Source organism: Pseudomonas sp. Root569 (genome assembly GCF_001427465.1).
GTDB classification, from domain to species: Bacteria; Pseudomonadota; Gammaproteobacteria; order Pseudomonadales; family Pseudomonadaceae; genus Aquipseudomonas; species Aquipseudomonas synxantha.
In genome coordinates this window covers 433048-457375 of the sequence record NZ_LMGQ01000001.1, presented here as the reverse complement: position 1 = coordinate 457375, position 24328 = coordinate 433048, and the positions used below count along the sequence as shown (strand labels likewise).

Here is a 24328-nt window from a genome sequence, read left to right as displayed (position 1 = left end):
GTTTGTGATGAAGTTAGCCATTGTTACCGCCTGCCCCAACGGCATGGTCACCAGTGTGCTGTGCGCCCGCTTGTTGGACGCCGCCGCCCAGCGCATGGGCTTGCACACCAGTGTCGAAGTCGTCGACGTGCAGCGCCCGGAGCGCCAGTTGTCCCAGGCCACCCTCGATGACGCTGAATGGGTGTTGTTGGTCAGCAGCACACCGGTGGACATGCAGCGGTTTGTCGGCAAGCGCGTGTTCCAGACCACCCCGGCCCAGGCCCTGGCGGATGTCGAGGCCGTATTGCGTCGCGGCGCCGAAGAAGCCCAGGTATATGTCACCAGCGGCGCCCCGGTGGCGGCGAAAGATGCGCCGCGTATCGTCGCGATTACCGCCTGCCCGACGGGCGTGGCCCACACCTTCATGGCCGCCGAAGCCTTGCAGCAGGCCGCCAAACGCCTGGGTTATGACTTGCAGGTCGAGACCCAGGGCTCGGTGGGCGCCCGCACGCCGTTGAGCCCGGAGGCCATCGCCAATGCCGACGTGGTGTTGCTGGCGGCCGATATCGAAGTCGCCACCGAGCGTTTTGCCGGCAAGAAAATCTACCGCTGTGGCACCGGTATTGCCCTCAAGCAATCCGAAGCCATCCTCAACAAGGCCCTGGCCGAAGGCACAGTGGAAAGCGCAGCCAGCGGCGCGCCGGCCAAATCGGAGAAAACCGGCGTCTACAAACACTTGCTCACCGGCGTGTCGTACATGTTGCCGATGGTGGTGGCGGGGGGCTTGCTGATCGCCTTGTCATTCGTGTTCGGCATCCATGCCTTCGAACAGCCCGGCACCTTGGCGGCAGCGCTGAAAAGCGTCGGTGACCAGGCATTCCTGCTGATGGTGCCGCTGCTGGCAGGCTACATTGCCTATTCGATTGCCGACCGCCCTGGCCTGGCGCCGGGCATGATCGGCGGCTTGCTGGCGGGTACGCTGGGCGCGGGCTTTATCGGCGGCATCCTGGCGGGTTTCGTCGCGGGATACTGCGTCAAGTTGATAAGCCGTGCGGTGCGACTGCCCCAGAGCCTGGAGGCGCTCAAGCCGATCCTGATCATCCCGTTGCTGGCGAGCTTGTTCACCGGTCTGGTGATGATCTACCTGGTCGGCCCGCCTGTCGCCCGGTTGCTGTCCGGCCTGACCGATTTTCTCAGCACCATGGGCACCACCAACGCGGTGCTGCTGGGTATTTTGCTCGGCGGCATGATGTGCGTGGACTTGGGTGGGCCGATCAACAAGGCGGCGTATGCGTTTTCCGTGGGCCTGTTGGCGGCGTCGAGTGGTGCGCCGATGGCCGCGACCATGGCTGCCGGCATGGTGCCGCCGATTGGCATGGGCATCGCGACCTTGCTCGCCCGACGCAAATTCGCCCAGACCGAGCGCGAAGCCGGCAAGGCGGCGATGGTCCTGGGCCTGTGCTTTATCTCCGAGGGCGCGATCCCGTTCGCGGCCAAAGACCCGCTGCGGGTGATCCCGGCCAGCATTGCCGGTGGCGCCTTGACCGGTGCGCTGTCGATGTACTTTGGCTGCAAACTCGCCGCGCCCCACGGCGGCTTGTTTGTTCTGGTGATCCCGAATGCGATGAACCATGCATTGATGTATTTGCTGGCGATTGTGGCGGGCAGCGTGTTGACGGGGTTGGTGTATGCGCTGCTTAAGCGACCGGAAGCTGTGGAACTGACGGTCACTGCTGCCAAGGGCTGATGGGATTCAAAATATGGGAGGGGCTTGCCCCCTCCCACATTTGGATTTTCCTTGGCTGTAAGGGTGGTGTCATATCTGCTTCATCCCCGCATGCTTTAGTGACCCTTTTGATACTCAAGAGGGCACCTGCATGAGCGACTTCGATCTCGGCCGCCGCCGTGTGATGCAAGCCGTCGGCGCTGGTCTGTTGTTGCCGGGCCTGGCCCCGGCGGTGATCGCTTCGGTGAAGGACCGGCCGCAACTCACTGACGGGGTGCAGTCCGGCGACCTGCTCGGCGACCGTGCGATGATCTGGAGCCGCAGCGACCGCCCGGCGAAGATGGTGGTGGAGTGGGACACCCGCAGTGTGTTCAGTAACCCACGCAAGTTCATCTCGCCCCTGGCCGACAGCCGCACCGACTTCACCGCCCGCGTGGAACTCACCGGTTTGCCGGTGGACCAGGCGATTTTCTATCGTGTGCATTTCGAAGATGCCCAGACCGGTGTCGCCAGCGAACCCTGGTTCGGCCACTTGCGCAGCGTGCCGCAACAGCGCCGCGACATCCGCTTTGTGTGGAGCGGCGACACCGTCGGCCAAGGCTTTGGTATCAACCCGGACATCGGCGGCATGCGCATCTACGAAGCCATGCGCCTGCGCCTGCCAGACTTCTTTATCCACAGCGGCGACACCATCTACGCCGACGGCCCGGTGCCCGCGCAACTGGTCACCGAAGGCGGGCGCATCTGGCGCAACATCACCACCCAAGCCAAGAGCAAAGTCGCCGAAACCCTGGATGAATATCGCGGCAATTACCGTTACAACCTGATGGATGAAAACGTGCGTCGTTTCAATGCCCAAGTGCCGCAGATCTGGCAGTGGGACGATCACGAGGTGATCAATAACTGGTCTTCCAGCAAGCAGTTGGACGAGCGTTACCAGACCCGCGACATCAATACCCTTGTCGGTCGCGCGCGCCAGGCCTGGCTGGAATATTCACCCATGCGGCGGCAGAGTGCCGACGGCGGCGGGCGTATTTATCGCAAGCTCAGCTATGGGCCGCTGCTGGATGTATTTGTGCTGGATATGCGCAGCTACCGTGGGCCGAATGACGACAACCTGGGCGGCGAGAAACCGTTCCTGGGTCGCGAACAGTTGGATTGGCTCAAGCGAGAACTCAAGGGGTCGCAAGCGCAGTGGAAGGTCGTTGCCGCCGATATGCCCATCGGCCTGGGCGTGCCTGACGGTGAGGTAAGCCCTGGCGTGCCACGTTGGGAGGCTATTGCCAATGGCGACCCTGGTCAGGCGCAAGGGCGTGAGTTGGAAATCGCCGAGCTGCTGGGCTTTTTAAGAGCGCAACAGGTGCGCAACCATGTGTGGCTGACGGCCGATGTGCACTATTGCGCAGCGCACCACTATCACCCGGACCGGGCGGCGTTCCAGGATTTCGAGCCGTTCTGGGAGTTTGTGGCCGGGCCGTTGAATGCCGGGAGTTTCGGGCCTAATCCGCTGGATAAAACCTTTGGCCCGCAGGTAGTGTTCGAGAAAGCTCCGCCTGCGCAAAACACTTCGCCGTTTGCTGGCTTTCAGTTTTTTGGTGAAGTGCAGATTGATGGGCAGACGGCAGAATTGACCGTGATTTTGCGCGACCTGGACGGGCTGTCAGTGTTCGAACAAAAGCTGCAACCCGTCTAGGCGATCGTTCCCACGCTCCGCGTGGGAACGATCAGGGCCAACAAAATCTCAGTACACATCCCGGCGATAGCGGCCCTGTTCAATCAAGCGCTCCACCGCCTCATTACCCAGGATATCCACCAACGCCTGATCCACCCCCGTCGCCATCCCCTGCAGACTGCCGCATACATAAATCGCCGCGCCATCCGCCAGCCATTTGCGCAGCACATCGGCCGATTCGCGCAGGCGATCCTGTACGTAGATCTTCTCTTCCTGATCCCGGGAGAACGCCAGGTCGAGCAAGGCCAGGTCGCCACTGGCGAGCCAGCCTTGCAGTTCGCCCTGGCACAGGTAGTCATGGGCGATCTGGCGTTCGCCAAACAGCAGCCAGTTGCGCTGCTGGCCATCGGCGATGCGTGCCTTGAGCAAGCTGCGCAGGCCCGCCAGGCCGGTGCCGTTGCCCAGCAGGATCAGCGGCACCGGCGCATCCGGCAGGTGGAAGCCGCTGTTGCGGCGCAGGCGCAGACTGATGCCCGAACCGATGGCCGCATGTTCCGTCAGCCAGCCAGAGCCAAGGCCCAGGCTCCCGTCGGGATGGCGTTCCTGGCGCACGATCAGCTCGAGCACACCGTCGCTGGCGATCGAGGCGATGGAGTATTCGCGCATGCCCAGGGGGACCAGTGCGTTCACCAAGGCTTGGGCATGCAGGCCGACCAGGTGCGCGCGGTTGTCCGGCAATTGGCGGGTGGCCAGGGCTTGGTCGAGGGTGTGCGCCAAGCCGTCGATCAACACGCCGTCGCTGCCGGCCAGGCCCAGGCCGTGGAGGAAGTGATCAATGGCCCAGGGGCAGTTTCGCGGCAGGATTTCCACCAGGTCACCGGCCTGCCAGCTTTGCGCCGTGGGCGGTGTGAGGCCCAGCAGATAGACGTCGGCGCCGACGCTGCCAGGGTTGAGCAGGGTGCGTAGGCTCAGTGTCCATGTTTCATATTGGGCGGGTTGCCAAGCCGCCGCTGGCGCGTGACCGGTGAGTTGGCCGAGTTGCTGTTGCCAGGTCAGCAAGGCCTCAGTGTCGCCGCTGTCGACTTCCACCGGGGCGAACAGTGCATTGCCACCCTGGTTGGTCAGCCAGAAATGCAGGCGCCGGGCAAAGCCGCAGAAGTGTTCATACTGACGATCACCCAGGGCCAATACCGAGTAGTTCAAGCCTTTGAGCGGTAAATCCTGACCGAGCACTCTGCGCTCAAAACCCCGCGCGTTGTCGGGGGCTTCACCGTCGCCGAAAGTGCTGACCACGAATAACGCATGTTCCGACTGGCTCAGGTCGTCTTGGCTGAGGCTGCCCAGGGGCTGCACCTTCACCGGCAGGCCCGCGGCTTGCAACTGGCCTGCCGTTTGCCATGCAAGTTGTTCGGCAAAACCGCTCTGGCTGGCAAAGCCGATCAGCCAGGCCGGCGCATCGCTGTGATTGGTCGTCAGGCCCTGGCGGGCATCGCGCACCTGGCGCTTCTTGCGGCGGCGGTCGAGGTACAGCAGCCAGCCGGTGATAAAGAACAATGGCATTAGCAACGAGCTGACGGTGAGGATGATGCGTCCGATCAGGCCGAAATAGCTGCCGGTGTGCAGCGCATAGACACTGGTCAGTAATTGCGATTTGAGGCTCTTGCTGGCGTAGCGCTCGTGGGATTTGACCTCGCCGGTGGCCGGGTCCAGGTTGATCTGGTTCAGCGCACGGTCATGGGGCGAGTCTTTGAGCAGGTAATACACGGTGGCCGGTTGCCCGGCGACGGCTGGCATGCGGATGTTGTAGGCACTCAGGTCGGGGCCGGCACTGCTGTAGATGCTGCTCCAGATCGCGTCATAGTTGGCTACCGGAGCAGGGCCGGCAGGTGGCGGGCCGCGTTTGCGCATGCGCTCGTTTTGCGGCGCGTCGGAGAGCAGTTTGGTCATGCCCTGGTTGTACCAGTCGTAGGACCAATACAGTCCGGTCAGTGCCGCCAACAGATAAAACAGCAGACACCAGGTGCCGAATACCGAATGCAGGTCCCAGTTGAAACTGCGGCCCTTCTTGCGCCAGTCCAGGGTCAACCATACCCGCCAGTTTTTTACCTGGCGCGGCCAGCGCAGATATAAACCGGAGAGGCAGAAAAACACCAGGATCAGAGTGCAGGCGCCGGTGATGTTGCGCCCGGTTTCGCCGACGGCGAGGAAGCGGTGCAGTTGCAAAATAAAACCAAACACATCCTGGCCGACGGCGTCGCCCAGGTAGTCGCCGGTATAGGGGTCGAAGTAGCGCATCTGGCCACGACGCTCCCCCGGCGGCGGGGTGAAGGATACCCGGGCGGCGTTGCCGCTGTCGCTTTCCACCCACAGCATCGCAACGCTCTTGCCTTCGGCGGCCTCCAGCTTGCGCACCAGTTCGGCAGGCGGCAGCACGCCGGCTTCGCGCTTCTGTACGCTGAGTACCGTAGGGTTGAGTGCTCGCAGGATTTCATCCTGGAACGAGTACGCGGCCCCGGTGACCCCCATCAAGGCCAGCACCAGCCCGGCAGTGATGCCGAAAAACCAGTGCAACTGGAACAGGGTTTTCTTCAACACGTCGGGCCGCCTCGCTCATCTGGATATCTATTTCACGGCGCGCATTATGCCGTGGGTTAACGAGAAAAATTCTGTTTTACACACAAAAGCCCCACGCATCCGATGCGTGGGGCCTTGGGTCGGAGCATTGACCGCTTTTAGAAGTGGAAGCTGGTGGTCAACAGCGCGGTGCGCCCGGCCGCCTGGTTGGCGAAGTGCGCCGAGTAGGCCTTGTCGTAGTAGGTCTTGTCGGTGAGGTTCTGCACGTTCAGTTGCAGGTCGACGTTCTTAGTCAGCTTGTAGCTGGCCATGGCGTCATAGCGGGTGTAGGACGGCACGTACACGGTGTTGCCGGCATCGCCGTAAACCTCATCGACGTAGAACGCGCCGCCGCCGACGGTCAGCTTCGGCGAGATGTCGTAGGTGGTCCACAGGCTGAAGGAGTTCTTCGGCGTGTTGGGCATCTGGTTGCCTTTGTTGGAACCGGCAGCGACTACGTTTTGACGGTTGCCGATTCTGCCAGGATCTACCAGCTCGCTTTTCAGGTAGCTGTAGCCAGCGAATACTTGCCATTGGTCAGTGATTTTGCCGCTGGCAGACAGCTCCAAGCCATCGACTCGGGATTCACCGCCGTTTTCGAAGGTGTTGGAACTCACCAGAATCCGTGTGTTTTTCTTCTCTGTGCGGAACACGGCAGCAGTTAGGGACAGGCGATCATGAAACAGATCCCACTTAGTGCCGAGTTCGTAGTTGACTGTTTCTTCGGGTTCCAGATCGCTGGTGTTGATGCCGGTAACGAAACCATTGGGTTCCTGACCTTCACCTACCAAGCCGCCGACTGGTGAGGCTGAGGTGGCATAAGAGGTGTAGATGCTGCCGTTTTCCGTGGGCTTCCACACAAGCCCGGCTTGCCAGTTGAAAAACTGGCTGTCGTCTTTGAGCTTGGTACGCCCTGTAGCGGCATTGGTGTTGGCTTGAGTGTCGAAGGTGTCGTAGCGCAGGCCTACATTAAGCAGCAATTTAGGATCAAGTTCGATGGTGTCGAATACATAGGCAGCGCGACTGGTAGCTTTTGTGTTGGTGCCGTTGTAGTTGCGCGCAACGTTGCCGTTCCAGGCATCGTTCGGATTTGGATTGCTCAGCGAGGTGCAATTGCCGCCCACGCTTCCTTTGCCAACGGTGCATATCGGATTGCTGTTGGGGCTGACGGTGTAGCCACTTACGCGGGTTTCTTCGCCCGTGAATTCCAGACCGGTGGAGTAAGAGTGCTTCATCCCCGCCAATTGGAAATTACCAAACAGATCGGTCTGGTTAGTGGTCGTCGTAGTGGTGGACACGCGACTGTTGGCGCGACGCCACACAGTGCCGAACTGGTTGACGTTGTGCTGGCTATCGTCAGGCTGCGTCAACACATAGTCCTGGCCGGTGCTGCCATGGCGCAGGGTATTTTTCAGCGTCATGTTGTCGTTCAGGTCGTGCTCGATGGAGATCGTGCTGATGTCTGCGCGGGTCTTGCGGAAGTCACGGCTTTTTAAGCCGTAAAAGTTGCTGCTGTCGCCGCCATCGGTAGGTTTGTCATGTACATGCACGGCGTTCGAGGCAGTGCTGCCATAGCCATACGGAACCCCCGAATCCGGCAAGTCATCGCTTTCCATATGGTAGTAGCTGAGGTTGACGCGGGTCGGCGTACCCAGGCCAAACGTCAGCGACGGGGCCACGCCCCAACGGTCGTAGTTCACCGCATCGCGGCCGGCAACGTTTTGTTCGTGGCTCATCAGGTTCAGGCGGAAGGCGGCGCTGTCATCGAGGAACTGGCGGTTGACGTCGAGCACGTAGCGGCGGGTCTGGTCGGAACCGTAGGTGAAGCCGCCGTTGGTGAAGTCCCGCGCTTGTGGGGTCTTGCTTACCAGGTTGAGGCTGCCACCGGCCGAGCCACGGCCGCCGAACGAGGAGTTCGGTCCTTTGCTGACTTCGATCGACTCGATGTCGAAGATCTCGCGGCTCTGGCCGCCGGTGTCGCGCACGCCATCCAGGTAAGTGTCGCCCTGGGCATCAAAACCACGAATGAACGGGCGGTCGCCCTGGGGGTTGCCACCTTCACCGGCACCAAAGGTAATGCCCGGTACGGTGCGCAAGGCATCCTGCAACGAGGTAGCGGCGGTGTCCTTGAGCACTTGTTGCGGCACCACGGTGACCGAACGCGGTGTGTCCACCAGCGGCGCGGTGTATTTCTGAGAAGAGGCTTTTTCCACCTGGTAGGAGGTGTTGTCCTGGTCCTGGCCGGTAATGTTGGTGGCGCCAAGTGAGATAGGGTTGCGCTCGCCTTTCTGCTCGGTGTTTTCCGCTGCCTGCGCCAGGTGGGCGGCAGAGCTGGCACTCAAGGCTACACCGATGGCCGAGGCCAGCATGCGTGGTGAACTGGCTGGTGTTTTTATAAGAATGCGCGACATGACGTGTCCCTTCCCCAAGGATGTGAGGCCGCGGAATATAGGGCCAACAAGACTTTGTATCAATTGCGAGATATTGCTATTCGCATCGAATTTACATTCTTTACACTTTTTTCTTACGGTTTTTGCAATCTCGTTCGTCCCCGAGTTTTACAGGGTAGATAAGAATCAATACTATTGGCACCTCTCTGATTGCAGGTATTGCCTCATGTTGCTGCACATTCCCGGCCTGTTTTCTCGCGAGGAGGTGCTGCGCATTCGCCAAGCCCTGGAAGAAACCGAGTGGGCTGACGGCAAAATCACTGCCGGGCATCAGTCGGCCAAGGCCAAGCACAACCTGCAATTGCCCGAAGGCCACCCCCTGGCCAAGGAAATCGGCGCGGCCATGTTGGAGCGGTTGTGGAACAACCCATTGTTCATGTCGGCGGCGCTGCCGCACAAAGTCTTCCCGCCGTTGCTCAACTGCTACACCGCTGGCGGCAGTTTCGACTTTCATATCGACAACGCCGTACGCCAACCCAAAGGCAGCCCTGAACGTGTGCGTACCGATCTGTCGTCCACGCTGTTCTTCAGCGACCCGGACGAATACGACGGCGGCGAACTGGAAATCCAGGACACCTTCGGCCTGCAGCGGGTCAAGCTGCCCGCCGGCGACATGGTGCTGTACCCCGGCTCCAGCCTGCACAAGGTCAACGCCGTGACCCGTGGCGCCCGCTATGCTTCGTTCTTCTGGACACAAAGCCTGGTGCGCGAAGACAGCCAGCGCACCTTGCTGTTCGAAATGGACGGCGCGATCCAGCAACTGACCCGCGACGTCCCTGACCACCCGGCGCTGATTCAACTCACCGGCACCTATCACAACCTGCTGCGCCGCTGGGTCGAGGTCTGAGATGGGCTTCTTGTTGCGCCGTGAAGAGGTGCTCACCGTTGAGCAATTGCAGTCCATGCTCGACGACTCCCCGGTGCGCGCTGCCCAGGCGATCCTGATCGCCGCCAAGGCAGGCGTGGTCGAGGCCCAGGCCTTGCTGGGGCAAATCCTGCTGCAAGGGCGTGGCATTGCACGCGATGAAGCGCTAGCGCTGCGCTGGTTCCAGATTGCGGCGCAGGGCGGGCATTTGATGGCGCGCAATATGGCCGGGCGCTGTCTGGAGCATGGTTGGGGTTGCGCCGTCGATGAAGCGGCGGCTGCGCGCCAATACCGCCTGGCAGCAGAGGCCGGCCTGGATTGGGGCCAGTACAACTATGCCAACCTGCTGGCGACCGGCCGTGGCGTTGTGCAAAACCAGGCCCAAGCGCTGACGCTTTATCGCCAGGCGGCAGAGCAGGGCCACGCCAAGTCGATGAACCTGGTGGGGCGTTATCTGGAGGACGGCCAGGTGTGTACGCAGGACCTGGACGCGGCCGTGGAGTGGTATCGACGTTCGGCTGAAGGCGGGGATTTTCGTGGGCAGTTCAGCTACGCGGCGGTGCTGGCGGATAGAGGCCAGGTCGAGGCGGCGCTGGAATGGTTGCGCAAGGCGTTGGTGGACGGGAATCTCAAGTTCCTGAGCACGGCGCAGAAGGCTTTGGCGTTGGCGAATGACCCGCAGATACGAGCAATGTCCGCGGCGTACCAGCAGCGTGCCCAACACCTGCAAACCTTGTAGGAGCGAGCTTGCTCGCGAAAAACCCGAGGACGATGCGTGCATTCAGCATGTACGCAGTATCGTTGGCGTTCTTCGCGAGCAAGCTCGCTCCTACAGTGGGTTTGGCCAGGGTTAAATGTAGAACGACTTCAATGGCGGAAACCCATTGAACTCAACCGCGCTATAGCTGGTGGTGTACGCACCGGTCGACAACCAGTACAAACGATCACCAATCGCCAGGTTCAGCGGCAGGCCGTACTTGTAGTTCTCGTACATGATGTCGGCGCTGTCGCAGGTGGGGCCGGCGATGACCACTTCTTCCATCTCGCCTTTCTTCTCGGTCCAGATCGGAAACTTGATGGCTTCGTCCATGGTTTCGATCAGGCCGGAGAACTTGCCCACATCCGTGTACACCCAACGCTCGACGGCGGTACGCGATTTACGTGCAACCAGCACCACTTCACTGACCAGGATGCCGGCGTTGGCGATCAGCGAGCGGCCTGGCTCCAGGATGATTTCCGGCAGGTCGTCGCCGAAATCTTCCTTGAGGAAACGGATGATTTCTTCGGCGTAGGTCTCCAGGCTGTTGGTGCGGGTGATGTAGTTGGCTGGGAAGCCGCCGCCCATGTTGATCAGCTTCAGTTCAATGCCGTCTTCTTCCTTCAGACGCTCGAAGATCACTTTGACCTTGGCGATCGCCGCGTCCCACACGCTGATGTCGCGCTGTTGCGAGCCGACGTGGAACGAGATGCCGTACGGCACCAGGCCCAGGTCGCGGGCGAGGATCAGCAGGTCCATGGCCATGTCGGTCTGGCAGCCGAATTTGCGCGACAAAGGCCAGTCGGCCGTGGTCGAGCCTTCGGTGAGGATGCGCACATACACTTTCGAACCCGGCGCGGCCTTGGCGATGTTGCGCAGGTCGGCTTCGGAGTCGGTGGAGAACAGGCGCACGCCCTTCTCATAGAAGTAGCGGATGTCCTTGGATTTCTTGATGGTGTTGCCGTAGCTGATACGGTCGGCGCTGACGCCGCGGTCCATGACCTTGTCCAGCTCGTAGATCGAGGCGATGTCGAAGCTCGAACCCTTGTCTTTCAACAGGTCGATGATCTCCACGGCCGGGTTGGCCTTGACCGCGTAATACACCTTGGCGAATTCGAAACCGGCACGCAGGTCATCGTAGGCCTGGCTGATCATCGCGGTGTCGATCACCACGAACGGGGTTTCTTGCTTGTCGGCGAACGCCTTCATTTTGTCAAAGGTGGCGCGCGCGAAATAGTCTTCGACGTTGATCGACATGCTGGGGACTCCTAGGGGCAAACTGTATTAATCAATGGGTACAACTGAACGTCCTCCGTATCCCCACTTTGGTTCGCCTACTTCCCAAGGCATGTCGCCGAAAGCAAAAAAGGCCACGGGGTAAGCTTCCCTTGGCCTTGCTGTCTCGTCGTCAGTACTTGAGCCGGATGGATCGTTTCCAGCATGGACGTTCGGCGCGAACTTTAGGGCTTGACGGGCGTGGGATCAACTAAAAATGTCGCGTTTTTGCACGCGTTCGTCGTACGGCCGCGTGCAGCTACTTATGTAACCGACCGGTGTGACGGATTGATGTTCCCCGCTGAGTGGGAATTGAGGACATTTCCTTGACTCACCGAGGGGCAAATGTGGGAGGGGGCTTGCTCCCGATAGCGGTGTGTCAGTCACTTCTCAGTCACTGATTCACCGCTATCGGGAGCAAGCCCCCTCCCACATTTTTTATCCCTGTTGTGTCAGGTCAGGCCAGGGCGGTCTCGGCCGGCGAGACAATACTGGTCTTGCCGCCACGGGACTTGCCGGAACTCAGGTACTCGGCAATCGACTCCTGGGTCACTTCACCCAGGAACACCCGCTCCGCATCCATCACCGGCAACCACGAGCGGTTGAACTCATACATGCGCGACAGCAGGATGCGCAAATGCTCGTCGTACGCGGCGGTGGCGTTGAACTCGCGCAGGTACTGGCCGCAGGTACCGGCTTGACGGTGCAAGTCGCGACGGCGTACATAACCCAGCGCCTTGTTCTCGGCACAGGTGACCACCACGTAGCGGCGGTCGTGCTCGTCCATCAGCTCCAGGGCATCGGCCACCGGGGTTTCCGGGCTGACCGACGGGGCGTTGTCCGCCGCGTCTTCGGCCTTCACCAACAGCAGGCGCTTGAGGGTGCTGTCCTGGCCCACGAAGTTGCTGACAAACTCGTCGGCCGGGTGCGCCAGCAGCGTGTCCGGGTGGTCGATCTGCAACAACTTGCCGGCGCGGAAGATGGCGATCTTGTCACCCAGCTTGATCGCTTCGTCGATGTCGTGGCTGACCATGATCACGGTCTTGTTCAGCGCGCGCTGCATCTCGAAGAACTCGTTCTGGATCATCTCGCGGTTGATCGGGTCGACCGCGCCGAACGGCTCATCCATCAGCAACAGCGGCGCATCGGCCGCCAGCGCACGGATCACGCCGATACGCTGTTGCTGGCCACCGGATAGCTCACGCGGGTAGCGATGCAGGTACTGCTTGGGTTCCAGCTTGATCATGCTCATCAGTTCGCGGGCGCGGTCGTGGCATTTTTGCTTGTCCCAACCGAGCAGCTTGGGCACGACCACGATGTTTTCCTCGATGGTCATGTTGGGAAACAGGCCGATCTGCTGGATCACGTAGCCGATGTTGCGGCGCAGGGTCACTTCGTCCAGGTCAGTGGTGTCTTCACCGTTGATCAGGATCTTGCCCGAGGAGGGCTTGATCAGGCGGTTGATCATCTTCAGCGTGGTGCTCTTGCCGCAGCCCGACGGGCCGAGGAATACACAAATCTCGCCTTCGTTGACGGTCAGGCTTACATCGTTGACGGCGGTAATGGTCTTGCCGTTGCTTTGAAAAGTCTTGGACAGGTTTTGAAGTTCGATCATTTGAGCAATCCTTTTGGAGTCAGCGAGCGTTGCAACCATTGCAGGAGCAGGTCGGCGAAGATGGCCAAGAGACTGACCAGCACGGCGCCGACAATCAGCATCGACATATCGCTGCGGCTGATGGAAGCCAGAATAAGTACACCCAGGCCACCGGCACCGATGGTGGCGGCGATGGTCATCACACCGATGTTCATCACCACGGCGGTGCGCACCCCGGCGAGGATCACCGGCACGGCGATGGGCAGCTCGACCATGCGCAGGCGCTGGCCGAAGGTCATGCCGATGCCTTTGGCGGCCTCGCGAATGCCTGGCTCAACGCCGGTGAGGGCCAGGTAGGTGTTACGCATGATTGGCAGCAGGGAGTACAGGAACACGGCGGTGATCGCCGGCATCGGCCCCAGGCCCTGGCCGAACTTGGAGTAGAACGGCAACAGCAGCCCGAACAGGGCGATGGACGGCACGGTCAGCAGCACCGTAGCGCTAGCCTGCAACGGACCGGCCAGGGTCGGGAAACGAGTCATCAGTACACCCAGGGGCACGCCGACGACGATCGCCAGGATCACTGCGATACCGACCAGGGTGATGTGCTGCCAGGTCAGGTGCAGGACTTGGGCCCAATCAAGATGGGAAAAGGCGTTCAGGAATTCCATGTCTTCTCCTTCTTAGTTGATCGGATGTTGGCGCAGGAAATCGGCGGCGACAGCGGACGGGCTTTCGTGGTCGACGTCGACCCGCGCATTCAGCTCGCGCATGGTTGCGTCGTCGAACAGCTCGGCCAAGGGCTTAAGCTCTGCGGCCAATTGAGGATGCTGGTCGAGATATTCCTGACGGATCACCGGAGCTGCGGTGTAGTCCGGGAAGTAATGCTTGTCGTCGGCCAGCAGCTTCAATTTGAACGCGTTCAGGCGGCCATCGGTGGTGTAGACCAGACCGGCAAACACCTGGCCATTACGCAGGGCGGTGTAGACCAGGCCAGCGTCCATTTGCCGAGTGTTTTTGCGCGTGAGGTTCATGTCATACAACTTGACCATGCCGCCCATGCCGTCGGAACGGTTGGCGAACTCGGTGTCCAGGGCCACCAGGCGGTTTTCCTTGGTGTCCTCGGCCAGGGCTTTGGTCAGGTCGCTGATGCTGTTGATCTGCGGAAATTCCTTGGCCACGTTTTCCGGCAGTGCCAGCGCGTAGGTGTTGCTGAATTTCGACGGCGAGAGCCAGACCAAGCCTTTTTTCGCGTCGAGTTCTTTCACCCGGGCGTAGGACTGTTCGCTGTCGAGTTTCTCGTCCACGTGGTTGTAGGCCACCAGGGACACGCCGGTGTATTCCCAGATCAGGTCCAGTTGTCCGCTTTCCTGGGCACTGCGCGCCAGGTTGCTGCCCAGGCCACCCGTCACACGGGCGTCGTAACCCTTGGTGCGCAGGTACTGGGAGGTGATTTCGGCAAGCAGGGTCTGCTCGGTAAACACCCGGGCGCCAATGCGAATCACCGGTTTTTCAGCGGCTTGCGCAATACCTGCAAACAGCAGGACGCAGCCTAATATCAAGCTTAGTTTTTTCATGTCGATTCCTTTCCTGGCGTTAAGACGGGCGCAACCCGCGTTCCAGCCAGAGGCGGCTGGCCATGGTCACCAGGCCGTCAAGCAGCAATGCCAGCAGCGCGGTGCACGCGGCGCCGAGCAACAGTTGCGGCTGGTTGTTCAGGGCGATGCCGGGGAAGATCAGGCTGCCGAGGCTGTTGGCGCCAATCAGGAACGCCAGTGGGGCGGTGCCGACGTTGATCGCCAGGGCCACACGTACACCGCCGATGATGATCGGCACTGCGTTGGGCAGTTCCACGCGAAACAGCACCTGACGCGGCGTCATGCCGATGCCGGTGGCGGCTTCCTTGAGGGAACCCTGGACGTTTTTCAAGCCTTCGTAGGTGTTACGCACGATGGGCAGGAGGGAGGCGAGAAACAGCGCGAAGATGGCCGGGCCGCTGCCGATGCCGAGGACGCCGAGGGCGATGGCCAGTACGGCCAGGGGAGGGACGGTGTTGCCGATGTTGAAGATCTGCATGAAACGTTCTGCACGCCCGACCATGTTGGGTCGGCTGAGCAGGATACCAGCGGGGATGCCCACAATCAGGGCTGCCAGCATGGAGACTAGGACAAGAATCAGGTGAGCTTGCAGGTAAAACAACAAATCGTCGCGGTACAGTTCGATCGTGTTGATGCCGATCCAGTGGACCAGCAGGGCCAGGAGCGCGACGACAACCGCGCCTCCTATCAGCCCTTTGCCATAGCGAATAGCCACAGGCGGACTCCTTTTTTTCTTTTGTCGGCGAACACATTCTCCGGCGGCAATGCCATTCCTGGCTGTCGGCGAATAGGTTCGCGAAAAGCAGCTCGCCGATACTGGCAATGCAGTATGCGATCAAGCCATGAGCGCAGCCTCGTCAGGCTAACTTGCTGATATTTCAGCCCCTGTTCCGAGTGCGGTAGCAGGGGAGTGGACGTCTCGACCTTTTAAAAGGTTCCACACTTGGGCGCATTTAGCCACCCCCAATGGGCTCAACGGTGGTCCGTACCCCCTCGTTTGCGCTATACTCGCCGCCCTTTTTTGACTCACCTGCCAGGCGATTTCCCATGACCCACCAGGCCGCCGAAGTCGCGAAACGCCGCACTTTCGCCATTATTTCCCACCCCGATGCCGGTAAAACCACCATCACCGAAAAGCTGTTGCTGATGGGCAAGGCGATCGCGGTAGCCGGCACGGTGAAATCGCGCAAATCCGACCGCCATGCCACATCCGACTGGATGGAGATGGAAAAACAACGGGGTATTTCCATTACCACGTCGGTCATGCAATTCCCGTATCGCGACCACATGGTCAACCTGCTCGACACCCCCGGCCACGAAGACTTCTCCGAAGATACCTACCGCACTCTGACCGCGGTGGACTCGGCGCTGATGGTCCTCGACGGCGGTAAGGGTGTCGAGCCACGTACCATTGCGCTGATGGACGTTTGCCGCCTGCGTGACACGCCGATCGTCAGCTTCATCAACAAACTCGACCGTGATATCCGCGACCCGATCGAGTTGCTGGATGAAATCGAAGCCGTCCTGAAGATCAAGGCCGCGCCGATCACTTGGCCGATTGGTTGCTACCGCGACTTCAAGGGCGTGTACCACCTGGCCGACGACTACATCATTGTCTACACCGCCGGCCACGGTCATGAGCGCACCGAAACCAAGATCATCGAAAAGCTCGATTCGGACGAAGCCCGCGCTCACCTGGGTGACGAGTACGACCGTTTCGTCGACCAGTTGGAGCTGGTGCAGGGCGCCTGCCATGAGTTCAACCAGCAGGAGTTCCTCGACGGCCAGCTGACCCCGGTGTTCTTCGGAACTGCCTTGGGCAACTTCGGCGTCGACCATGTGCTTGACGCTGTTGTGAACTGGGCGCCGAAACCTCTGGCCCGGGTCGCAAACGAGCGCACCGTGGAACCGGTCGAAGAGAAATTTACCGGCTTCGTGTTCAAGATCCAGGCGAACATGGACCCCAAGCACCGCGACCGTATCGCCTTCATGCGTATCTGCTCCGGCCGCTACGAAAAAGGCATGAAGATGCGCCACGTGCGCACCGGCAAGGACGTGCGCATCGGCGACGCCCTGACGTTCTTCTCCTCCGAGCGTGAACAGCTCGAAGAAGCCTACGCCGGCGACATCATCGGCCTGCACAACCACGGCACCATCCAGATCGGTGACACCTTCACCGAAGGCGAAGCGCTGGGCTTTACCGGTATCCCGCACTTCGCCCCGGAACTGTTCCGCCGCGTGCGCCTGCGCGACCCGCTCAAGTCCAAGCAACTGCGCCAAGGCTTGCAGCAGTTGGCCGAAGAAGGCGCCACCCAGGTGTTCTTCCCCGAGCGCAGCAACGACATCATCCTCGGCGCCGTCGGTGTGCTGCAGTTCGATGTGGTCGCCAGCCGCTTGAAAGAGGAATACAAAGTGGAGTGCTCCTACGAGCCGATCACCGTGTATTCGGCGCGCTGGATTGATTGCAGCGATAAGAAGAAGTTGGAAGAGTTCTCCAACAAGGCCGTGGAAAACCTGGCGATCGACGGCGGTGGTCACCTGACCTACCTGGCCCCGACCCGGGTGAATCTGGCGTTGATGGAAGAGCGCTGGCCGGATGTGAAATTCCGCGCGACCCGCGAACACCACTAAGGTCTGAGCGGTTCAGAGAGTGTGGGAGGGGGCTTGCTCCCGATAGCGGTGTGTCAGCCAGTGTATTGGGCTCTGACACTCCGCAATCGGGAGCAAACCCCCTCCCGCATTTTGATCTCCAAAAGGTTGGAGATTGGCGGTAATCCGGCATCGCGACTAGCGTAAACGCTGGTGGCAGTTAATGACTGCCGTGCGGGTCCCATATACTGACTGGACGGAATCAACCATGAGTATTTTTCAACGCGTAGTGCTGTTGATGAAGGTGCTGGTGCTGTTGTCGTTGGGGATGTCGACGGCCTGGGCGCATAACCCGGTGCAGAGCGTAGGGGTGGTGACGAGTGGCCAGGCATCGGACTTGCAGTTGGCCAAGTCCGAAGCCGAACCAGGCGATCAAGGCCAGGGCGGCAGCGAGGGTGATGATGACTCGACTACCGACGAGCCTGACAGCGACGACGCAGACGAAGGCGACAGCCAGACGTAGTCTTGCTGAAAAGAGCGCGCCTCCCGTCAGGCTATAGCTGGCGGAAGGCGCTTTTCAGACCTCAGGCGGTGACTTAGAACGAGGTGGTCACCGACGCGAAGTAAGCCCGGCCCGGCTCGTTATAGGTCTGGGCACCGGCGTCCTCGGCATTGCCTTTGCGTGACAGGCGCTTGTCCAGCAGGTTGTTGATACCGACACGCACGCTCAAGTTTTTGCTGAACTCATAACCACTGCTCAGTCCCATCAGCCCATACGGGTCGACATCCTGCTGGGCGCTGCGGTCATAGCTGTTAGCGCTGCGTGAGTTGAGTGTCGGCGCTTCCTGCTTGCCGTAGTAGGTGCCGCTGACCTGGAAGGACAGCTTGTCGGTGGCTTGCCAGTCCAGCGTGGTGTTGACGGTGTACTTGGGGATGATGCTCAACGGCTCGCCGGTGTCTTTGTCCTTGGAGTCGATCATGTAGGTCAGGTTGGTGTTCCAGTCCAGATCGCTGCGCAGGCTTACGAACAGGTTGCCTTCAACCCCCTGGACCAACGCGGGCCCGCTGTTTTCCCACTCCAGCACGCGGCGACCATTGCCCAGGCGGAACGCCGCCTCGTTGCTGGCATTGATCTTGTTCTTGTAGTCATTACGGAAGTACGTCGCGCTGGTGCGCCAGTTGCCCTTGTCGTAGGCCAGGCCGATTTCTTTATTGACGCTGATTTCCGGTTTCAAGTCCCGATTACCCACCAGGTAGCAACCGCCCATATTGGCTTCGCTGGCGTTGCAGCCATTGCCACGGCTGTACAGCAAGTAGTTCGGGTTGGACTGGTACAGGTTGGGAGTCTTGTAGGCACGGGCGATACCGCCCTTGAGGCTCAGTTCATCGGTCAACTGATGGGAGGCGTTGAGGCTGGGGCTCCAGTTGCCGCCGTATTCTTCATGATCGTCGTAGCGCAGGCCCGGGGTGATGATGGTCTTGCTGCCCAGTTCGATGTTGTCCTCGGCAAACAATGCGTAGCTCGATGCGGTGGTCTTGGTGCTGTTGCGGCTGACCCCAGGAATGGCGGGGACGCCGCCGGTGCCCGGGTCATAGCTTTGCGGGCGCAACGAGCCGGGATCGTTCATCGATTCGTAGAGGTATTCGCTGCCCAGGGTCAGCACCTGTTCGGTGCCCAGGCTCAGTGGCAGGTTGACCTCGGCGGTGGCCCGGGTATTGCGCAAGCGTGATTCGAAACGACCTGCGCTTGCCGAAGGCGCACCCTCGCCGGCACCGGCCAGGCCTTCGTTGAGACGCTCGTTGCGGGTCAGGTCGTGGGTCAGCGAGGCCAGGGTCGAGCCCCAGTCAAATTCACCACGGTGGGTTGCAGAGAAGCTGCTGCGTTGAATCACACTGGTTTCCTTGCCCACCAGGCTTTCAACGAATGCGCCACCGCCGTTGAGCATGGTGTCGCCGGCAAAAATATTACCCTGGCGGCTATAGCTGGCTTCCAGGTCGAGGGTTTGCTCTGGGGTGAATTGCCAGCTCAGCAAGCCGTTGACGTCTTTATTGCGTACGCCTTCGCGGCCAGCGACCAAAGAATCAGGCGTCGCTTGGGCTGCGCGGTTGATGTCGGCGTCATCGGCGTCGGTCTTGTTCAGGCCGCCATAGACGCGGAATGCGAGACTGTCGGTCAGCGGGCCGCTGAGATTGAAGTTGGTACGTTTGCTCGCGCCTTCGGCGTCATTTTCGGGGAAGGCGGTGTAGGCGGTCAGCGAACCGTGCAATTGGTCGGTCGGGCGTTTGGTGATGATGTTGATCACCCCGCCCATGGCCCCGGAGCCATAACGAGCGGCGGCCGGGCCGCGCAGGATTTCAATGCGCTCGACTTCTTCGGCCGGCACCCAGTTGGTTTCGCCACGGGTATCACGGTCACCGCTCCAGCCATAACGCACGGCGTTGCGTGAGGTGGAGGGTTTGCCATCGATCAGGATCAGGGTGTTTTCCGGGCCCATGCCGCGCAGGTCGATCTGACGGTTATTACCGCGGCTGCCGCTGGAGCTGTTGCCAGTCAGGTTGACGCCTGGCTCGCGGCGGATGATCTCCGACAGGTCGTTGGTGGGCGGGCGCTTCTTGATGTCCTCGGCGGTGATGATCGATACGCCAGGGGCTTGCTTGAGTTCTTCGGCAGCGGTGCCTAGTACTCGCGTTTCTTCCAGCACCAAGGCTTGAGGTTGGCCGTCTACAGGCAGGTCTGTCGCTTCGATCGGCACTTTATCGCGCTGTTTTTCCACACTCTCCGCCAACAGCGCGGGGGACGAAAGGGTAGCGATAAACGCCAGCGATAGATGGCTGAGCCTGAATTGAGACGACATGTCCACAAAGTCCTTTACGAGGGGCGATTGAACGAGAGGCGTCTGAATTTTTCGCGTAGCCAACCGTGGCTTGGCAGCCAGTATCCAGCGCCCTCTTTGTGTCGTGATGGTATTGATTCTCAAATAAAAGTAAATTGCATTTACAATCTATACACTTTCCAGAGGGCTCTGACGCAATGTTTTCAAGGCCGGAGGCATTGAAAGGCGCAGGGCCATCTGTATTTTCTTTGCTACAAACGCGCAAAAAAAAGCCCTCCGGCCAGACTGATGCGCAATCTGGCGGGAAGGGCGATGGAACTCATTGAAGCCGCAGCCCCTGTAGGAGCGAGCTTGCTCGCGAAGACCGCATGCACACCGCGTTAAATCAGAATGCGCGCGTTATCGTTGACGTCTTTCGCGAGCAAGCTCGCTCCTACAGTGGGAGGCTGTGTTGCTTCAGGCCACGAATTGCTCCGCGTAGTGGCAAGCCACCTGCCGGTTATCCAATGGTCGCAACAGCGGCTCCTCGCTGCTGCAGCGCTCGGTCGCATACGGGCAGCGCTTGTGGAACGCGCACCCAGGTGGCGGGTTCAGCGGGTTGGGCAGTTCGCCGACGATTTTGATCTTCGGCTTGTTCGGGTCCGGGTGGATGGTCGGGGTGGCCGACAGCAGCGCCTGGGTGTAGGGGTGCAGGGGGCGTGCATAGATGTCTTCCTTGGGGCCCACTTCCACCGGGCGGCCGAGGTACATCACCATCACATCGTCAGCAACGTGCTGCACCACTGCCAGGTTGTGGGAGATGAACACGTAGGCAGTGTTGAACTCCTGCTGCAGGTCCATGAACAGGTTGAGCACCTGGGCCTGGATCGACACGTCCAGCGCCGAGGTCGGCTCATCCGCCACCAGCACTTTGGGTTGCAGCATCATTGCCCGGGCCAGGGCGATACGCTGGCGCTGGCCGCCGGAGAACATGTGCGGGTAGCGCTGATAATGCTCGGGGCGCAGGCCCACTTGCTTCATCATCGCCTGCACTTTTTCGCGGCGCTCGGCGGCGGACAGGTTGGTGTTGATCAGCAACGGCTCCGCCAGTTGATCACCGACTTTCTGGCGTGGGTTCAACGATGCATAGGGGCTTTGGAACACCATTTGCACGTCTTTGCGCAATTGCTTGCGCTGGGCCTTGTCGGCACCGGCCACTTCCTGACCGGCAATTTTCAAGGAGCCCGAGGACGGCTCTTCAATCAACGTAAGGGCACGGGCCAGTGTGGATTTGCCGCAACCCGATTCGCCCACAACCGCGAGGGTCTTGCCGGCTTCCAGCTCGAAGGACACACCATTGAGGGCACGCACGGTGGCGTGGCCCTTGAACAGGCCACGGGACACTTCGTAGTGACGGGTGAGGTCGCGGGCGGTAAGAACGACGGCCATTACGCCACCTCCTGGTTCAAGGGGTAGAAGCAGCGCGCAAGGCTGTTGGTTTTCGGATCAAGGCTCGGGCGCTGGGTGCGGCAGTTTTCCTGCACGTACGGGCAACGTGGCGACAGCAGGCAACCCTGCGGGCGGTCATAGCGGCCCGGCACGATGCCCGGCAGCGTGGCTAGGCGCGTGGCGCCCAGGCTGTGTTCAGGAATCGCCTTGAGCAATGCTTCGCTGTAGGGATGCGCCGGAATATCGAACAACTGCGGCACCTGGCCAACTTCCACGGCCTGGCCGGCATACATCACGCACACGCGCTGGGCGGTTTCGGCCACGACAGCAAGGTCGTGGGTGATCAGCACCAGGCCCATGTTCTGTTCTTTCTGCAGGGCCAGCAGCAGTTCCATGATCTGCGCCTGGATGGTTACGTCCAATGCGGTGGTCGGTTCATCGGCAATTAGCAGTTTCGGCTCGCCGGCAATTGCCATGGCGATTGCCACGCGCTGGCTCATACCGCCGGACAACTGGTGCGGGTAGGCATCCATGCGGCTGGCGGCGCCCGGGATTTCGACTTTTTCCAGCAGCTCGATGGCACGCTTGCGCGCTTGCTTGCCGGACATTTTCAAATGCAGGCGCAGCACTTCTTCGATCTGGAAACCCACGGTGTAGCTGGGGTTCAGCGCGGTCATCGGGTCTTGGAACACCATCGCCAGGTCTTTGCCGACGATCTGGCGGCGCTGGCGGTTGCTCAGCTTGAGCATGTCCTTGCCGTCGAAGTTCAGGGCGTCGGCGGTGACAATACCGGGGTGCTCGATCAGGCCCATCAGCGCCATCATGGTCACGGATTTACCCGAACCCGACTCGCCAACAATCGCCAGTACTTCGCCTTTGTCGACGGAGATGTCGAGGCCATCGACCACCGGCACGGCGGTCTTATCGCCGAAGCGTACGTTGAGATTCTTGATTTCTAACAGTGACATGGGAATCTCCTCAGGCGGCGTTCTTGAGTTTCGGGTCCAGCGCGTCGCGCAGGCCGTCACCCATCAAGTTGATTGCCAGCACGCTGAGCAAAATGGTCAAACCAGGCAGGCTCACGACCCACCAGGCGCGTTCGATGTAGTCCCGAGCCGAGGCCAGCATGGTGCCCCACTCCGGGGTTGGCGGTTGTACGCCAAGGCCGAGGAAGCCCAGGGCGGCGGCATCGAGGATCGCCGACGAGAAGCTCAGGGTGGCCTGGACGATCAGCGGCGCCATGCAGTTAGGCAGCACGGTGATGAACATCAGGCGTGGCAGGCCGGCGCCGGCAAGGCGGGCGGCGGTCACGTAGTCGCGGTTCAGTTCGCCCATTACCGCCGCGCGGGTCAGACGTACGTAGGACGGCAACGACACGATAGCAATGGCGATTACGGTGTTGATCAGGCCAGGGCCGAGGATGGCGACAATCGCCACGGCCAACAGCAGCGATGGCAGGGCCAGCATGATGTCCATCAGGCGCATGATGGTCGGGCCAAGCAAGCGCGGGAAGAACCCGGCGAACAGGCCCAGCAGGATGCCCGGGATCAGCGACATCACCACTGACGACAAGCCGATCAGCAACGACAGGCGCGAACCCTGGATCAGGCGCGAGAGCAGGTCACGGCCCAGTTCGTCGGTGCCGAGCAGGAACTGCATCTGCCCACCTTCCAGCCAGGCTGGCGGGGTCAGAAGGAAGTCGCGGTATTGCTCGCTGGGGTTATGCGGTGCAACCCACGGGGCAAAAATCGCGCAGAACACGATCAGCAGCATGAACAGTAGGCCGGCAACCGCGCCTTTGTTCTTGGAGAAGGCTTGCCAGAATTCTTTGTACGGGGACGGGTACAGCAGGCTCTGATCGACTGCTGACACTTGAGTAGGTGTGGTCATGGTCATGATCTCAGCGCTGGTGACGGATGCGTGGGTTGGCGAAGCCGTAGAGGATATCCACCACGAAGTTCACCAGGATCACCAGGCAGGCGATCAGCAGAATGCCGTTTTGCACCACCGGGTAGTCCCGTGCGCCAATGGCTTCGATCAGCCATTTGCCGATGCCGGGCCACGAGAAGATGGTTTCGGTCAGTACCGCACCGGCCAGCAGCGTGCCGACTTGCAGGCCGACCACGGTAAGTACCGGAATCAGCGCGTTGCGCAGGCCGTGCACGAATACCACGCGTGCCGGCGAGAGGCCCTTGGCCTTGGCGGTACGGATGTAGTCCTCACGCAGAACTTCGAGCATCGACGAACGGGTCATCCGCGCGATCACCGCCAGCGGGATGGTGCCCAGCACGATGGCCGGCAGGATCAGGTGGTGCAGGGCGTCCCAGAACGCGTCCGGCTCGTCGGCCAGCAGGGTGTCGATCAGCATGAAGCCGGTGCGCGGCTCGATGTCGTAGAGCAGGTCGATACGCCCGGAAACCGGGGTCCAGCCCAGGCTTACCGAGAAGAACATGATCAGGATCAGGCCCCACCAGAAGATCGGCATCGAATAGCCCGCCAGGGAGATGCCCATCACCCCGTGGTCGAACAGGGATCCTCGTTTCAAGGCCGCGATCACCCCGGCTAACAGCCCTAGGATGCCGGCGAACAACAGGGCGGCCATGGACAGTTCCAGGGTCGCAGGGAAAAGGGCGGTGAACTCGGTCCACACGCTGGTGCGGGTGCGCAGCGATTCGCCAAGGTCGCCCTGGGCGAGCTTGCCGACGTAATCCAGGTATTGCGCATACAGCGGCTTGTTAAGGCCAAGGCGCTCCATTGCCTGAGCGTGCATTTCGGGGTCAACCCGCCGCTCGCCCATCATGACTTCTACGGGGTCGCCTGGAATCATGCGAATCAACGCAAAGGTCAGCAACGTGATGCCGAAGAACGTGGGGATCAATAACCCCAGTCGGCGGGCAATAAAACTAAACATCTTGGTGTATACCTCAATCAGCCGGTTAGGCAGGTTC

At 60.7% G+C, this 24328-nt stretch carries 18 protein-coding genes; 6 read left to right on the top strand and 12 right to left on the bottom strand.

The annotated features are described in order from the left end of the window. Positions 1 to 7: 7 nt before the first annotated feature. On the top strand, positions 8 to 1726 hold the full coding sequence (locus tag ASD70_RS02085) for a PTS fructose-like transporter subunit IIB (RefSeq protein ID WP_056845530.1): 1719 nt from the start codon (positions 8 to 10) through the stop codon (positions 1724 to 1726). A gap of 130 nt (positions 1727 to 1856) precedes the next feature. Further along, complete coding sequence (locus tag ASD70_RS02080) at positions 1857 to 3398, top strand: alkaline phosphatase D family protein (RefSeq protein WP_056845529.1); 1542 nt, start codon at positions 1857 to 1859, stop codon at positions 3396 to 3398. A gap of 48 nt (positions 3399 to 3446) precedes the next feature. On the opposite strand, the gene ASD70_RS02075 is transcribed toward ASD70_RS02080, so the two are convergent. After that, the gene (locus ASD70_RS02075) at positions 3447 to 5972 is read right to left on the bottom strand and encodes a PepSY domain-containing protein (RefSeq protein WP_056845528.1); all 2526 of its coding nucleotides are present in this window, start codon (positions 5970 to 5972) and stop codon (positions 3447 to 3449) included. A 137-nt stretch (positions 5973 to 6109) separates the two neighbouring features. Further along, a complete protein-coding gene (locus ASD70_RS02070; RefSeq protein WP_056845527.1) occupies positions 6110 to 8401 on the bottom strand; it encodes a TonB-dependent receptor in 2292 nt (763 codons plus the stop codon). A 205-nt stretch (positions 8402 to 8606) separates the two neighbouring features. Here ASD70_RS02070 and ASD70_RS02065 point away from each other — a divergent pair, with 205 nt between their 5' ends. Next, entirely contained in the window at positions 8607 to 9287 is a 681-nt protein-coding gene (locus ASD70_RS02065; RefSeq protein ID WP_046070878.1) for a Fe2+-dependent dioxygenase, read from the top strand. Position 9288: 1 nt separating this feature from the next. After that, the gene (locus ASD70_RS02060) at positions 9289 to 10044 is read left to right on the top strand and encodes a tetratricopeptide repeat protein (protein WP_056845526.1); all 756 of its coding nucleotides are present in this window, start codon (positions 9289 to 9291) and stop codon (positions 10042 to 10044) included. Positions 10045 to 10155: 111 nt separating this feature from the next. Here the strand turns inward: ASD70_RS02060 and ASD70_RS02055 are convergent, their stop codons facing one another. The 5 genes from ASD70_RS02055 to ASD70_RS02035 all read right to left on the bottom strand — a co-directional run bounded on the left by ASD70_RS02055 (position 10156) and on the right by ASD70_RS02035 (position 15244). Next, complete coding sequence (locus ASD70_RS02055) at positions 10156 to 11319, bottom strand: type III PLP-dependent enzyme (protein ID WP_056845525.1); 1164 nt, start codon at positions 11317 to 11319, stop codon at positions 10156 to 10158. A gap of 475 nt (positions 11320 to 11794) precedes the next feature. Continuing rightward, the gene (locus ASD70_RS02050) at positions 11795 to 12952 is read right to left on the bottom strand and encodes an osmoprotectant ABC transporter ATP-binding protein OsmV (RefSeq protein ID WP_046070880.1); all 1158 of its coding nucleotides are present in this window, start codon (positions 12950 to 12952) and stop codon (positions 11795 to 11797) included. Continuing rightward, positions 12949 to 13602 carry an ABC transporter permease gene (locus ASD70_RS02045; RefSeq protein ID WP_027604864.1) on the bottom strand — a complete coding sequence of 218 codons (654 nt, stop codon included), beginning with the start codon at positions 13600 to 13602 and terminating at the stop codon, positions 12949 to 12951. The genes ASD70_RS02050 and ASD70_RS02045 overlap by 4 nt, the downstream gene beginning before the upstream one ends. Positions 13603 to 13614: 12 nt before the next feature. Beyond that, positions 13615 to 14508, bottom strand: a complete 894-nt coding sequence (locus ASD70_RS02040) for a glycine betaine ABC transporter substrate-binding protein (RefSeq protein ID WP_046070881.1) — start codon at positions 14506 to 14508, stop codon at positions 13615 to 13617. Positions 14509 to 14527: 19 nt separating this feature from the next. Further along, positions 14528 to 15244: an ABC transporter permease gene (locus tag ASD70_RS02035; protein ID WP_004372306.1), complete on the bottom strand. Its 717-nt coding sequence runs from the start codon at positions 15242 to 15244 to the stop codon at positions 14528 to 14530. A 332-nt stretch (positions 15245 to 15576) separates the two neighbouring features. Between ASD70_RS02035 and ASD70_RS02030 the strand changes: the two genes are divergently transcribed. Together ASD70_RS02030 and ASD70_RS02025 are read left to right on the top strand one after the other, a co-directional pair. Further along, positions 15577 to 17160, top strand: a complete 1584-nt coding sequence (locus tag ASD70_RS02030) for a peptide chain release factor 3 (protein WP_056845524.1) — start codon at positions 15577 to 15579, stop codon at positions 17158 to 17160. Between the two features lie 226 nt (positions 17161 to 17386). Then, complete coding sequence (locus ASD70_RS02025) at positions 17387 to 17641, top strand: hypothetical protein (protein WP_032877817.1); 255 nt, start codon at positions 17387 to 17389, stop codon at positions 17639 to 17641. A gap of 73 nt (positions 17642 to 17714) precedes the next feature. On the opposite strand, the gene ASD70_RS02020 is transcribed toward ASD70_RS02025, so the two are convergent. The 5 genes from ASD70_RS02020 to ASD70_RS02000 form a co-directional block, all read right to left on the bottom strand. Further along, complete coding sequence (locus ASD70_RS02020; RefSeq protein ID WP_056845523.1) at positions 17715 to 19973, bottom strand: TonB-dependent siderophore receptor; 2259 nt, start codon at positions 19971 to 19973, stop codon at positions 17715 to 17717. Positions 19974 to 20408: 435 nt separating this feature from the next. Next, positions 20409 to 21380 (bottom strand): peptide ABC transporter ATP-binding protein, encoded by a 972-nt coding sequence (locus ASD70_RS02015; protein WP_005784734.1) that lies wholly within the window; start codon positions 21378 to 21380, stop codon positions 20409 to 20411. After that, positions 21380 to 22348, bottom strand: a complete 969-nt coding sequence (locus tag ASD70_RS02010) for an ABC transporter ATP-binding protein (protein WP_043048526.1) — start codon at positions 22346 to 22348, stop codon at positions 21380 to 21382. The genes ASD70_RS02015 and ASD70_RS02010 overlap by 1 nt, the downstream gene beginning before the upstream one ends. Before the next feature lie 10 nt (positions 22349 to 22358). Then, the gene (locus ASD70_RS02005) at positions 22359 to 23270 is read right to left on the bottom strand and encodes an ABC transporter permease subunit (protein ID WP_003188486.1); all 912 of its coding nucleotides are present in this window, start codon (positions 23268 to 23270) and stop codon (positions 22359 to 22361) included. A gap of 10 nt (positions 23271 to 23280) precedes the next feature. Next, positions 23281 to 24291, bottom strand: coding sequence for an ABC transporter permease subunit (locus ASD70_RS02000; protein ID WP_003171721.1), 1011 nt, complete (start codon positions 24289 to 24291; stop codon positions 23281 to 23283). Positions 24292 to 24328: the final 37 nt, after the last annotated feature.

Coding starts and splice junctions, on each gene's coding strand:
- ASD70_RS02010 (WP_043048526.1), bottom strand. CDS start 22,348: ATGTCACTGTTAGAAATCAAGAATCTCAACGTACGCTTCGGCGATAAG.
- ASD70_RS02000 (WP_003171721.1), bottom strand. CDS start 24,291: ATGTTTAGTTTTATTGCCCGCCGACTGGGGTTATTGATCCCCACGTTC.
- ASD70_RS02065 (WP_046070878.1), top strand. CDS start 8,607: ATGTTGCTGCACATTCCCGGCCTGTTTTCTCGCGAGGAGGTGCTGCGC.
- ASD70_RS02040 (WP_046070881.1), bottom strand. CDS start 14,508: ATGAAAAAACTAAGCTTGATATTAGGCTGCGTCCTGCTGTTTGCAGGT.
- ASD70_RS02050 (WP_046070880.1), bottom strand. CDS start 12,952: ATGATCGAACTTCAAAACCTGTCCAAGACTTTTCAAAGCAACGGCAAG.
- ASD70_RS02080 (WP_056845529.1), top strand. CDS start 1,857: ATGAGCGACTTCGATCTCGGCCGCCGCCGTGTGATGCAAGCCGTCGGC.
- ASD70_RS02030 (WP_056845524.1), top strand. CDS start 15,577: ATGACCCACCAGGCCGCCGAAGTCGCGAAACGCCGCACTTTCGCCATT.
- ASD70_RS02045 (WP_027604864.1), bottom strand. CDS start 13,602: ATGGAATTCCTGAACGCCTTTTCCCATCTTGATTGGGCCCAAGTCCTG.
- ASD70_RS02020 (WP_056845523.1), bottom strand. CDS start 19,973: ATGTCGTCTCAATTCAGGCTCAGCCATCTATCGCTGGCGTTTATCGCT.
- ASD70_RS02015 (WP_005784734.1), bottom strand. CDS start 21,380: ATGGCCGTCGTTCTTACCGCCCGCGACCTCACCCGTCACTACGAAGTG.
- ASD70_RS02085 (WP_056845530.1), top strand. CDS start 8: ATGAAGTTAGCCATTGTTACCGCCTGCCCCAACGGCATGGTCACCAGT.
- ASD70_RS02005 (WP_003188486.1), bottom strand. CDS start 23,270: ATGACCACACCTACTCAAGTGTCAGCAGTCGATCAGAGCCTGCTGTAC.
- ASD70_RS02060 (WP_056845526.1), top strand. CDS start 9,289: ATGGGCTTCTTGTTGCGCCGTGAAGAGGTGCTCACCGTTGAGCAATTG.
- ASD70_RS02070 (WP_056845527.1), bottom strand. CDS start 8,401: ATGTCGCGCATTCTTATAAAAACACCAGCCAGTTCACCACGCATGCTG.
- ASD70_RS02055 (WP_056845525.1), bottom strand. CDS start 11,319: ATGTCGATCAACGTCGAAGACTATTTCGCGCGCGCCACCTTTGACAAA.
- ASD70_RS02025 (WP_032877817.1), top strand. CDS start 17,387: ATGAGTATTTTTCAACGCGTAGTGCTGTTGATGAAGGTGCTGGTGCTG.